This is a genomic window from Mesorhizobium sp. WSM4844 (assembly GCF_055811775.1).
The window spans coordinates 21,603-34,033 of record NZ_JBVVQB010000068.1 but is presented as its reverse complement, the minus strand read 5'-3'; the positions used below and the strand labels follow the sequence as shown (position 1 = coordinate 34,033).

At 64.5% G+C, this 12,431-nt stretch carries 10 protein-coding genes; 3 read left to right on the top strand and 7 right to left on the bottom strand.

Going from position 1 to position 12,431, the window contains the following annotated elements; all coding sequences use genetic code 11:
• Positions 1-310: 310 nt before the first annotated feature.
• Positions 311-3,061, bottom strand: a complete 2,751-nt coding sequence (mutS, locus tag AC0L2A_RS31875; RefSeq protein WP_473612179.1) for a DNA mismatch repair protein MutS — start codon at positions 3,059-3,061, stop codon at positions 311-313.
• A gap of 142 nt (positions 3,062-3,203) precedes the next feature.
• On the opposite strand from mutS, the gene AC0L2A_RS31870 reads away from it, so the two are divergent.
• Positions 3,204-5,483, top strand: coding sequence for an NADP-dependent malic enzyme (locus tag AC0L2A_RS31870; RefSeq protein WP_236379257.1), 2,280 nt, complete (start codon positions 3,204-3,206; stop codon positions 5,481-5,483).
• Positions 5,484-5,500: 17 nt separating this feature from the next.
• Here the strand turns inward: AC0L2A_RS31870 and AC0L2A_RS31865 are convergent, their stop codons facing one another.
• The gene (locus AC0L2A_RS31865; RefSeq protein WP_473490612.1) at positions 5,501-6,493 is read right to left on the bottom strand and encodes an adenosine kinase; all 993 of its coding nucleotides are present in this window, start codon (positions 6,491-6,493) and stop codon (positions 5,501-5,503) included.
• A 184-nt stretch (positions 6,494-6,677) separates the two neighbouring features.
• Between AC0L2A_RS31865 and AC0L2A_RS31860 the strand changes: the two genes are divergently transcribed.
• Entirely contained in the window at positions 6,678-7,580 is a 903-nt protein-coding gene (locus tag AC0L2A_RS31860; RefSeq protein ID WP_031257008.1) for a DMT family transporter, read from the top strand.
• A 98-nt stretch (positions 7,581-7,678) separates the two neighbouring features.
• Positions 7,679-8,374, top strand: a complete 696-nt coding sequence (locus AC0L2A_RS31855) for a sulfate transporter family protein (protein ID WP_473612178.1) — start codon at positions 7,679-7,681, stop codon at positions 8,372-8,374.
• An 85-nt stretch (positions 8,375-8,459) separates the two neighbouring features.
• Here the strand turns inward: AC0L2A_RS31855 and AC0L2A_RS31850 are convergent, their stop codons facing one another.
• The 5 genes from AC0L2A_RS31850 to dut all read right to left on the bottom strand — a co-directional run bounded on the left by AC0L2A_RS31850 (position 8,460) and on the right by dut (position 12,418).
• A complete protein-coding gene (locus tag AC0L2A_RS31850) occupies positions 8,460-9,455 on the bottom strand; it encodes a proline racemase family protein (RefSeq protein ID WP_473612177.1) in 996 nt (331 codons plus the stop codon).
• A gap of 14 nt (positions 9,456-9,469) precedes the next feature.
• Complete coding sequence (locus AC0L2A_RS31845) at positions 9,470-10,273, bottom strand: isocitrate lyase/PEP mutase family protein (protein ID WP_473612175.1); 804 nt, start codon at positions 10,271-10,273, stop codon at positions 9,470-9,472.
• Positions 10,274-10,342: 69 nt separating this feature from the next.
• The gene (locus AC0L2A_RS31840) at positions 10,343-11,191 is read right to left on the bottom strand and encodes a hypothetical protein (RefSeq protein ID WP_473612174.1); all 849 of its coding nucleotides are present in this window, start codon (positions 11,189-11,191) and stop codon (positions 10,343-10,345) included.
• An 85-nt stretch (positions 11,192-11,276) separates the two neighbouring features.
• Positions 11,277-11,933, bottom strand: coding sequence for an HAD family hydrolase (locus AC0L2A_RS31835; RefSeq protein WP_473612172.1), 657 nt, complete (start codon positions 11,931-11,933; stop codon positions 11,277-11,279).
• Entirely contained in the window at positions 11,933-12,418 is a 486-nt protein-coding gene (dut, locus tag AC0L2A_RS31830; RefSeq protein WP_287194544.1) for a dUTP diphosphatase, read from the bottom strand. The genes AC0L2A_RS31835 and dut overlap by 1 nt, the downstream gene beginning before the upstream one ends.
• Positions 12,419-12,431 lie beyond the last annotated feature (13 nt).

The window sequence follows — 12,431 nt, the reverse complement described above, 5'->3', positions numbered from 1 at the left end:
ACCGAAATCGACCGCGCCTTCCCGCCGCCGAGGCGCAAGCAGGGCCTGCAGATGATTTGAGGGATGGGAGCGGGGAAATAGTGATTGGCATATGATTAAAGTCGCGTTCCTTCGCGCCCCCTCTGTCCTGCCGGACATCTCCCCCACTTTGGGGACACTTTGGGGGAGATCGGCAGCTTCGCAGACTGCATGGAGATTGGCGAAAGCGATGATGATAGCCGATCTCCCTACCTGTGGGGGAGATGTCAAGTGGTGGCAAAGAGGGCAGGACAGAGGGGGGCGCCGTAGAGCGCCATCGTACGAAGCCTGACTACTTCCCCGCCATCCCCTTCAGCCGGTAAAGCGCCTCCAGCGCCTCCCGCGGCGTCATCTCGTCGGGGTTGATCTCCCCGAGCGCCGCGCTCAGTCCATCGCTCTTTGTCGGGCTCGATGCTTCCCGCCTCACCGCCACCGAAAACAGCGGCAGATCGTCGACCAGCCGGTTGGCCTTGCCCGAAACCTCGCCAGCTTCCAGTTGGTGCAGCACTTCCCTGGCCCGCCCGACCACCGCCTCCGGCAAGCCGGCCAGACGCGCCACCTGCACGCCGTAGGAGCGGTCGGCGGCACCCTTGCCGACCTCGTGCAGGAAGACCACGTCGCCTTCCCATTCCTTGACCCGCATGGTGACATTGTGCAGTCGAGCGAGCTTGCTGGCCAGCGCAGTCATTTCGTGGAAATGGGTGGCGAAGATCGCCCGGCAGCGGTTTTTTTCGTGCAGATACTCGACCGCCGCCCAGGCGATCGACAGGCCGTCGAAGGTGGCGGTGCCGCGGCCGATCTCGTCGAGGATCACCAGCGCGCGTTCGCCGGCCTGGTTGAGGATCGCCGCCGTTTCGACCATCTCGACCATGAAGGTCGAACGGCCGCGCGCCAGGTCGTCGGAGGCGCCGACACGTGAAAACAGCCGGTCGACGACGCCGATATGGGCTGATGCCGCCGGCACGAAGGAGCCGGTCTGGGCGAGGATGGCGATCAGCGCGTTCTGCCTGAGGAAGGTCGATTTGCCGCCCATATTCGGGCCGGTCAGCAGCCAGATCGCGCCGTTTTTGGCATTGCCTTCCGGCGACAGATCGCAATCATTGGCGACGAACGGTCCTTCGCCCGAACGCCGCAGCGACTGTTCCACCACCGGATGCCGTCCGCCCGAAATGGCGAAGGCGAGGCTCGCGTCCACGATGGGTCGGCACCATGCCTCGCTTTCGGAAAGCAGCGCCAGTGCCGCCGACACGTCGAGCACGGCGAGTGCTTCGGCGCCGGCGCGGATCTTGTGCGCCTCGCCGACGGCTTCCGCCGTCAGCCTGTCGAAGGCGGCAAGCTCGATCGCCAGCGCCCGGTCGGCGGCATTGGCGATCTTCGATTCCAGCTCGGCCAGTTCGGTCGTGGTGAAGCGCATGGCGTTGGCCATGGTCTGGCGATGGATGAAGCGCGCCTTCGCCCCGTCGCTGCTCGTCATGATCGCATGGTTGTTGGCGGTGACTTCGATGTAGTAGCCAAGCACATTGTTGTGCCGGATTTTCAGCGAGCGGATGCCGGTTTCGTCGATCAGCGAGCGCTCCAGCCCGGCGATCACCTTGCGCGATTCATCGCGCAGCGCCCGCATCTCGTCGAGCTCGGCGTTGTAGCTGGAACGGACGAAGCCGCCGTCGCGCTTGAGCAGCGGCAGCTCGTCGGCGAGCGCCCGTGTCAGATGCTCGGCCAGCGGGCGCGGCAGCGCCTCGATCGCCGCCAGCGCCGCCGCCAATTCTGGCGACAGGGCGGTCGCCCCAAACAGTTCGGCAATAGCGCCGGCGGCCTCGAACCCGGCACGCAGCGCGCCGAGATCGCGCGGGCCACCGCGGTTGAGCGCCAGCCGCGACAGCGCGCGTGGCATGTCGGCGACGCTCTTCAGGCTCGCCCGCACCGCCTGGCACAGCCGTATCTCGGACCGGAAGAACGACACCGAATCCAGCCTTGCGCCAATTGCCGCCGGATCGGTCAGCGGCGCCATCAGCCGGTCGGCGAGCAGCCGCGCGCCGCCGCCGGTCACCGTGCGGTCGATCGCCTTGAACAGCGAGCCCTCGCGGCTGCCGGACAGCGTGCGCAGCAGTTCCAGATTGGCGCGTGTCGCCGGATCGATGAACAGCGTCGAACCCTGCTCCTCGCGCTCGGGCCGCGACAGCGGCGGCCGCTCGGCCTTCTGCGTCTTCTCGACATAGGCGATGGCGCCTGAGATCGCCGACAGCTCGGCGCGGGAAAACGTGCCGAAACTGTCCGGCGTCGCCACCTCGAAGAAACGGGCGATGCGGCCCGCGGCCGACGCCGAATCGAACAGACTCGGCGGCTGCGGACTGGCGATGCGGCCGAGCACATCGAACACCGGTTTCAGCTCCGGATCGTAAAACACCGGTTCGGCGACGATCAGCTCGCGTGGGTCGACGCGAAAGACATCGGCGAGCAGCCGGTCGGCGCTGGTCTCGGCAACGCGAAAGGCGCCGGTCGAGATCTCGATCCAGGCCAGCGCAAAACTTCCTTGGTTCCCTGTCGCGCTGCCGCGATCCCCGCTTCTTTGTTCGGCTCCGCCCTTGACCCGGCCAAGTGCCATCAAGAAACTCGATTCCGACGGCGCCAGCAATTTGTCCTCGGTGATGGTGCCGGGCGTTACCAGCCGCACCACGTCGCGGCGCACCACCGATTTGCCACCGCGTTTCTTCGCCTCTGCCGGATCCTCGATCTGCTCGCAGACGGCGACGCGGAACCCTTGTCCAATCAGCTTCTGCAGATAATCGTCGGCGGCATGCACCGGCACGCCGCACATCGGGATGTCGAGGCCCTGGTGCTTGCCACGCTTGGTCAGGACGATGCCGAGCGCCCGGCTCGCCTTCTCGGCGTCGTCGAAGAACAGCTCGTAGAAATCGCCCATGCGGTAGAACAGCAGCGAATCCCTGTTCGCCGCCTTGATCTCGATATACTGCTCCATCATCGGCGTTGCCGGCGCAAAGGCCGGCGTAGCGCTGTCGCTGCGAATGGGCGTTTCGTCGTTCAAGAAGTTGCTTCCAAAATTTGCCAAGCCATCTGCTTGGCGGTTTACAGCGGCGAAGTGTAGCCTTAATCCCGAACGTTCCACAAAAGAAAGCATCGCGCCCGTCTCAACGAGGTGCTGCACGGGTGAGGAAATCGAAAGCATCATGGCCAAGAAAACCGAAAGCAACGGCCCCTCCGTCAGTGCGCAGGAGGCGCTGGAATTCCACGCCATGGGCCGCCCGGGCAAGCTGGAGATCGTCGCCACCAAGCCGATGGCCACCCAGCGCGACCTCAGCCTCGCCTATTCGCCGGGCGTCGCGGTTCCGGTGCTTGCCATTGCCGAGGATCCCAGCCGTGCCTTCGACTACACGGCGCGCGGCAACATGGTCGCCGTCATCTCAAACGGCACCGCCATCCTCGGCCTCGGCAATCTCGGCGCGCTGGCCGCCAAGCCGGTGATGGAAGGCAAGGCGGTGCTGTTCAAGCGCTTCGCCGATGTCGATTCCATCGATCTCGAGGTCGACACCGAGGATGCCGAAGAGTTCATCAATTGCGTGCGTTTCCTTGGGCCGTCCTTCGGCGGTATCAATCTGGAAGACATCAAGGCGCCGGAGTGCTTCATCATCGAGCAGCGGCTGCGCGAACTTATGGACATACCGGTCTTTCATGACGACCAGCACGGCACCGCCATCATTTCGGCGGCCGGCCTGATCAACGCGCTGGAAATCACCGGCCGCGACATGAAGACCACCAAAATGGTCTGCAATGGCGCCGGTGCCGCCGGCGTCGCCTGCATCGAGCTGATGAAGGCGATGGGCTTTGCGCCCGAAAACATCATCCTGTGCGACACCAAAGGCGTCGTCTTCCAGGGCCGCACCGAAGGCATGAACCAGTGGAAGTCGGCGCATGCCGTCAAGACCGACGCACGCTCGCTGGCCGAGGCGCTCGACGGTGCCGACGTGTTCCTCGGCCTCTCAGCCAAGGGCGCGCTGACCACCAAGATGGTGCAGTCCATGGCCGAGAAGCCGATCATCTTCGCCATGGCCAACCCCGATCCGGAGATCACGCCGGAGGAAGTCGCCGAAATCCGCGCCGATGCCATCATGGCCACCGGGCGTTCGGACTATCCGAACCAGGTCAACAACGTGCTCGGCTTCCCTTACATCTTCCGCGGCGCGCTGGACGTGCGGGCGACCACCATCAATGACGACATGAAGATCGCCGCGGCGCGTGCGCTCGCCGAACTGGCGCGCCAGGATGTGCCCGACGACGTCGCTGCCGCCTACCAGGGCATGCGGCCGAAGTTCGGCCCCAACTACATCATCCCGGTGCCGTTCGACCCGCGCCTGATCTCGGCCATTCCGATCGCGGTTGCCAAGGCCGCGATGGAATCCGGCGTCGCGCGCAAGCCGATCCTCGACCTCGACCGCTACGCGCAGGAGCTGTCCGCCCGCCGCGATCCGATCGCCTCGACCCTGCAGCGCATCTACGACCGTGTGCGCCGCCAGCCCAAGCGCATCGTTTTCGCCGAGGGCGAGGAGGAGCAGGTGATGCGCGCTGCCGTCTCCTATGTGAACCAGCGGCTCGGCACCGCCATCCTGCTCGGCCGCGACGACATCATCAAGGAGAACGCCAGGAACGCCGGCATCGAACTGAACAAGCAAGGCATCGAGATCATCAATGCCAGGCTGTCGCGCCGCAACGGCGTCTACACCGACTATCTGTACGAGCGCATGCAGCGCAAGGGTTTTCTGTTTCGCGACTGCCAGCGCCTGATCAACAATGACCGCAACCATTTCGCCGCTTGCATGGTGGCGCTGGGCGATGCCGATGGCATCGTCACCGGCGTCACCCGCAACTACTCGACGGCGCTCGACGACATCCGCCGCATCATCGACGCCAAGCCCGGCCACCGTGTCATCGGCGCCTCGATCGTGCTGGCGCGGGGCCGAACCGTGATTGTCGCCGACACCGCCGTGCACGATATGCCGAATGCCGAACAGATCGCCGACATCGCCGAGGAGGCCGCCGGCTTTGCCCGCCGCATGGGTTATGAGCCGCGGCTGGCCATGCTTGCCTATTCCACCTTCGGCCATCCGCAGGGCGAGCGCTCCGAACGCATCCAGGAAGCGGTGCGCATCCTCGACAAGCGGCGCGTCGATTTCGAATATGACGGCGAGATGGCAGCCGACGTGGCGCTCAGCGCACGCGCCATGGCGCAATACCCGTTCATCCGGCTGACCGGCCCGGCCAATGTGCTGATCATGCCGGCCTTTCACTCGGCCTCGATCTCGACCAAGATGCTGCAGGAGCTCGGCGGCTCGACCGTTATCGGCCCGCTGCTGGTCGGCCTGGACAAGCCGGTTCAGATCGTCTCGCTCAACGCCAAGGACAGCGACATCGTCAACATGGCGGCGATTGCCGCATATACGGCGGGGGCCTGAGGAGCGAGCGCCTCTTCCTAAATCAGGCCTGCCTGCTCAGCCTCGTGGCGTAAATTCTGCCGCGGCCTTGGCCCGATCTGCTGGATCACCAGCCCGGCCGCCAGCGAGCCGAGATCGCCGCAATGCTTCAGGCTGCGGCCTTGCGTGTAGCCGTAGAGGAAGCCGGCGGCATAGAGGTCGCCGGCGCCGGTGGTGTCGACCAGCTCGCGGATTTCCGTCGCATTGATGGTGACCGTCTCGTCGCCGCGCACGATAACCGAGCCCTTTTCGGAGCGGGTGACGGCGGCGATCTTGCAATCCTTGCGGATCTGGGCCAGCGCCTCGTCGAAGGAGGCGGTCTGGTAGAGCGACTTGATCTCGTGGCTGTTGGCAAAGACGATGTCGACGGTGCCCGAGCGCATCAGCTCCAGAAACTCGTCGCGGTAGCGGTCGACGCAGAACGAATCCGACAATGTCATCGACACTTCGCGCCCGGCTGCATGGGCGAGCTTCGCCGTCTGCCGGAACGCTTCCTTGGCGCGCGGCGGGTCCCACAGATATCCCTCGAAATAGGTGACGGCGGCGCCAGACGCCTTGTCCGCTTCGACATCCTCAGGACCGAGCTCGACGCAAGCGCCGAGATAGGTGTTCATCGAGCGCTCGCCGTCCGGCGTGACGAAGATCATCGAGCGCGCCGTTGGCGGTTCGCCTTTGAGCGGCCTGGTGTCGAAGGCGACGCCCTGCGCGTGCATGTCATGGGCGTAGATTTCGCCGAGCGTGTCGTTCGAGACCTTGCCGAAGAAGGCGGCGCGACCGCCGAAGCTGGCGACGCCCGCCGCCGTGTTGCCGGCGCTGCCGCCGGAGGCTTCGATGGCCGGGCCCATGCGGCTGTAGAGCAGCTCGGCGCGCCTCGTATCGATCAAATTCATCGCGCCCTTGATGATGCCGTTCGTCTCAAGGAATGCCTCGTCGCACTGGGCGATGATGTCGACAATGGCATTACCGATACAAAGCACGTCATAGTTCGGCATCAATCATGTCTCCGCGAAAAACCACCGGCTTTCTGGCATGCCGGCCGCGGGCGGGTCTAGCGATTTGATGCGGCTTTGCCTAGCCAACAATCACGGTTGGATAATGATCGAAGCATTTCTTTCGTGCCTCGCTTACAAGGATGGCGTCGTCGATCAATGTTCCCCCGAAGGTTGCGAACCCGCCATGCCTGCAAAAACCGACATGAAGACCGAGCTGGCGCTCCTCATTGCGCTCGCGGTGCTGTGGGGTGCTTCCTATACCTTCATCAAGATCGGCGTCGAGACGATCCCGCCGGTAACGCTGATCGCAGCCCGAACGTTGATTGCGGGTGGAATTCTTCTCGCCCTCATCCGCTGGCGTGGCCTGACCCTGCCGCGCGATACCGCCAGCTGGCGTCGGTTCGCGTTCCAGGCATGCCTCAACAGCGTTGTGCCGTTCACGTTGATAGCCTCGGCCGAGCGCTCGCTAGACGCCGGCCTGGCCACGATCCTGAATGCGACGTCCCCAATCTTCACCTTCTTGCTGACCGCGCTCATCACGCGCCACGAACCAGTGACCATGCGCAAACTGTTCGGCGTCGGTGCGGGAATAGCTGGAATATGCCTCATCGTCGGCACCCAGGCGCTTGGCGGCCTTGGTCACCAGTTGTGGGCGCAGCTTGCCGTCGTCGCGGCGACGGTCTGCTACGCAGGTGCCGCCATTTTCGGTCGCGGCTTCAAGGGCCTCGATCCGATGATTCCAGCCGCCGGTTCGATGCTTTGCGGCGCCGCGATACTCGTCCCCCTCAGCCTTGTGTTCGACCGCCCTTGGGCGTTGGCGCCATCAACGGCCTCGATCCTTGCTCTGCTCGGACTTTCGGTTTTTTCAACTGCGCTGGCCTTCTGCATTTATTTCCGCCTCATCCATACGCTGGGCTCCGTCGGCACCACCTCGCAGGCCTATCTGCGCGTGCCGATCGGCGTCGGTATCGGGGCCGTATTCCTCGGCGAGAGCCTTGGCCCGACGGCGTGGTGGGGAATGGCCCTTGTTGTCGCCGGCGTGGCTGCGATGACCATTCCTGTCCGCAAGCCGGTGTTTGCGCGGTAACTTGCGTTATCAGCAGCAGTTGCGCTGATGATTTCCCTTTCCTATCTCGGGGGGCGTCCTGCCCAAAACGGGCGCGTTGCATATGGGTTTGAAACGCGATGATACTCGACGCCGCCCGCGCCGCCCTGAGCCGGCTGTTCTCGCCCGAATTCCGCTCGGTTTTCATCAAGACGCTGGGGCTCACCTTGCTGGCGCTGGTGGCCTTGTGGTTCGGGTTGACGAGCCTTGTCGAGTGGCTGGCCTTGCCGTGGTTGGAGTCCCTGATACCCGGCCTGCCGTCCTGGGCCGGCTGGTTGGGCGGCATCATCGCCGCCATCGCCCTTGCCTTCGGTCTAGCCCTGCTGATCGCGCCGGTGACGGCGATCATCGCCGGCCTGTTCCTCGACGCCGCCGCCGAACTGGTCGAGCGCACCGACTATCCCAATGACCTACCCGGCCGCGCGATGCCGGCACTGCGCTCGCTGGTGCTGGCGATCAAATTCTTTGGCGTCGTCATCGTCGGCAACCTTTTGGCCTTGCTGCTTCTGCTGGTGCCGGGCATCAACATCGCCGCCTTCTTCATCGTCAACGGCTATCTGCTGGGACGTGAATTCTTCGAATTCGCCGCGATGCGCTTTCGCCCGGAGGCCGACGCCCGGGCTTTGCGCAAAAAACATGCCGTCACGGTGTTCCTCGCCGGGCTGGTTGTCGCTGCCTTCCTCGCAGTGCCGCTGCTCAACCTTTTGACGCCGCTGTTCGCCGCCGCCATGATGGTACATCTGCACAAGGCGATCTCGGCGCGGGAAGCGGCTTAGGAGTGCTGATGTTCTGGTGATGCAGGCTTGCGAATGGCGGTTGTAGCCAAACGTTACGCTCCGTTCCGTTTTGTTGGGTTCGGCGCTAGCGTAAAAGAAAACCACGTCCCAACTCGTCCTCGGGTTCGACGATGAATTCGGCCCGGCCGCTGTAGAAGGCGCGGCCGCCGACGCGGGCGATGATGGCATCATGCGGCCCGGTTTTCGCGGTCCTCGCCACGCTGCCGGAAAAGCGCGAGCCGGCGATACTCTCGAACAGCCGCGTCTGGCCGGCGATTTCGCCCCTGGCATGCATCGCCGCCAGCCGCGCGGTGACACCCGATCCGGTCGGCGAGCGGTCGACCTGAGCCTCGGCGAAGACGCATATGTTTTTGGTCGGGCTATCGGAATATGCGTCCTGTCCGTCGGTCAGGATGGTGCCGTAGAGAAAGGCAAGCTCGGCATGGTCGGGATGCGACAGCGGGAATTCCTTCTCCAGCTTCTCCGTCAGTGCCGTCGCCGCATCGACGAAATCGCACACGCGGTTCTTGCCGAACTCCAGCCCGAACTGCCGGCAATCGGCGAGCGCATAGAAGGCGCCGCCATAGGCGATGTCGAATCCGATCGCCCCGTAACCCGGCAATTCGATCTGCTGGTCGCGGGCGAACAGAAACGCCGGCACGCTTTCGAACGACACAGCACCGGCCTTGCCGTCCTGCACCTCGACCGAGGCGACGACCAGCCCGCACGGCGCCTCAATGTTGACTGTCGTCAGCGGCTCCTGCCGCGCCACCAGCCCCTCGTCGACGGCGTAGCGGCCGAGCGCGACGATGGCGTGGCCGCACATCGTCGAATAGCCCTCATTGTGCATGAACAGCACGGCGAGGTCGGCGCCGGGCAGGTCGAGTTCCACCAGCAGCGCGCCATACATGTCGTAATGGCCGCGCGGCTCGAACATCAGGATCTTCCTGAGATGATCGAGATGATCGCGCACATAGGCGCGTTTTTCCAGAATCGTGCCTGCAGGAATCTTGGGATAACCACCGGTGACGATCCGCAGCGGCTCGCCGCCGGTGTGCATGTCGACGACGCTGAGCTTCATGCGTTGGGCCCCATCTAAGCTGAAGATTTGGCAAACAACGCCTGCAGCTTGCCGAACGGCATGGCGGTGCGGGTGAAGCCGAAGGTGCCGTCCTGCTGGATCTCGCGCGCCGCCGTTTCCAGCATGCCGAAGGCGTAATTGGTCAGCCAGGGCCCGAGCGAAATGCGCTTGACCCCTGCCTGGGCAAGATCGGCGATGGTGAAGCCGGGCCTCACCATGACGTTGACCGGCTTGGTCAGCGCCGAGCAGACGGTTTGCACCGTCTCGACATCGCCGAGGCCTGGCGCGTAGAGCACGTCGGCGCCGGCCTTCTCGAAGGCCTGCAGCCGCTTGATCGTGTCGTCGATGTCTGGCCTGCCCCACAGAAAATTCTCGGCCCGCGCCGTGAAGACGAAGTCATGCTTCAGCGCCCGTGCCGCCTCCGCTGCAGCAGCGACGCGCTCGACGGCATGCGAAAAATCATAGATCGGCTTGTCGGGCTCGCCGGTGTGGTCCTCGATCGAGCAGCCGGCAAGGCCTGCCGCCTCGGCTGCGAAGACAGTTTCCGCGGCACTTGTCGCGCTGTCACCCTTGCCCTTCTCGAGATCGGCCGAGACCGGCAGGCCGGTCGCCGCGGTCACCTCGCGGCAGTGGTGGATCATCGCCTCGAAGGTCACCGCGCCGTCGGGCAGGCCGCGCGAAAAGGCAAAGCCGGCGCTGGTCGTCGCCAACGCCTTGAAACCGAAGGAGGCCAGCAGTTTCGTCGTGCCGACGTCCCAGGGGTTGGGCATGACGAAGATCGAACTGTGCAGGTCGCGAAAGATTTTGCCCTTGTCCATGGATGCTCCCCAGAGTGCGAAGCGCATTTTATCCCGCCACTGCCCGCCGGGCAAACGAATGCGATTGGGTCAGAAGCGATTGGCGTTCTCTCCTGCCAATTTGTCCAGTGCGTCGGACCCCTTGACGTATGCGGTCCCGTCCCAATGGTAGGTGACGGAGATATCGCGCGAGGCAGCCTCAGGCGCCGCATCGTCGCAGCTTTCGCCATTCGGCAAGGTGGCATCGGTCACCGTCGCCTTGATGGCCGCATAGGGCTGGCCTTCCGCAACGGTCTGGAACGCCAACTCCTGGGTGCGCCTGTAGGCGCACAGGGACTCGTCGAACGTAGAGATCATGTCGATCAGCTCGAATCTGTCGTCGCGGACCAGGATCAGCGGCGTGCTCACATAGCCCTGGCTCGAATTGAAATGCGTGCTCAGGGTGATGATGACGTCATCGCCTGGCCCGATCGGAAGCTTGCCCGGATCGGGGAGATAGGTGCTCCGGTCGACGGCGACATTGACAGCGTCGAGCAGTCTCGGGTTGCCGGCAAGTTCGTAGAGCGCCAGCACCGCAAAGCCCTCAGCGCTGTCGGAGGAACTGCCGAGGTCGAACAGCATGGACAGCCGCTCCTTGCCGCCGGCCCTGATCTGGAGCACGCCAGCATCGGAAAAGCCCGACGTTTCGGGTGGCAGGCCACCGCTATCCCCACCTTCGATATGGCGCATCTCGATCGGCATGGAACCACGGTAGAAGCCGTCCTTGTCCGCCGCCAGATCGGGAATGACCATCCTGGCGAGGTCGAGATAGGTCGTGTCCTTGTGGCCGGGAACGGCGCTGCCAAGGTCCGGGAAGCTGACGCCCTGCGCGCCGGCCGCGGCCCACAGACACGGCAGCAGCAAGCAGGCGAGGGTGAAGCGAAACAGGATCGAGTTCATAGGCTGGGCGCCTCCCACTGTCGAACATTGGCAAGCTAGCATGGGCGCCTGGCGCGTCCAGCCGGATAAAAACCTGAAGACCAGATCAGGGGATCGGCACCAGCCCGGCCAGCTCGCGCATGTCGTCAAACAGGATGCCGCCGGCCCCGTTCAGGCCGTCGCGGTCCGAATGCGGGTCGCCGTAGTAGGAAAATACGCGCATGCCGGCGGCAATGCCGGCTAATGTCCCGGCGACGCTGTCCTCGATGACGATGCAGTCGGCGGGCGCGAAGCCCATCGTGCTTGCGGCATGCAGGAACAGGTCGGGAAACGGCTTGCCGCGCGAAACCATGGTCGAGCTGAACAGTGCATGCTCGAACAGCGGCAGCAGCCCGGTCTGGCCGAGCGTGATGTGCATTTTACTCACCCGCGCCGACGAAGCGACGCAAGTTGCGATGCCGGCAGCGTGCACGGCTTCGATGAACTGCCTGACATAGGGGACGGCTTCGACGCCATGCGCGAACAGGTCCGGCAGACCGGCATTCCAACGGTCGACGAAATCGGCGCCGAGACTGGCGCCGGTCGCCTCGACTTCCTTCTGCACCGAGACCATGGCGCGGCCGGAGAAGTTCTTGCGGCAATATTCGAAGCTTGCCGGGTAGCCGGCGGCGCTGAGCCATTCGGCGAGGCGCCGATTGGCCAGGTTCTCGGTGTCGACCAGAACCCCGTCGCAATCGAAGATGACGAGTTTGGGTAGCGACATCAGGCCGTGCCGGTCGATCCGAAGCCGCCGGAGCCGCGCGTCGTTCCGCCGGCCAAGCTGCGCTCATCGACCGTCGCCTGCGTCACCGGGGCGAAGACGATCTGCGCGATCCGCATGCCGCGCGTCACCGCGAAATCCTCGTCGCCAAGATTGATCAGCAGCACCTTGACCTCGCCGCGATAGTCGCTGTCGATGGTGCCCGGCGTGTTGAGGCAGGTAAGCCCGTGCTTGAAGGCGAGGCCCGAGCGCGGCCGGACCTGGCCTTCCACGCCCTCCGGGATCTCCAGGATCAGTCCGGTCGGCACCAGCGCGCGTTTTCCCGGCAGGATCAGCAGCGGCCGGTCGTCCGGCACCGCGGCGCGCAGATCCATGCCGGCGGCGCCCGCGCTTTCATAGGCGGGAAGCGGCAGGCCTTCACCATGCGGCAGCCTGATGAAGCCGACGGCCGGACCGATGACGGAGGAAGTGTAGAGTGCTGCGCGCATGAGGCTGATCCTA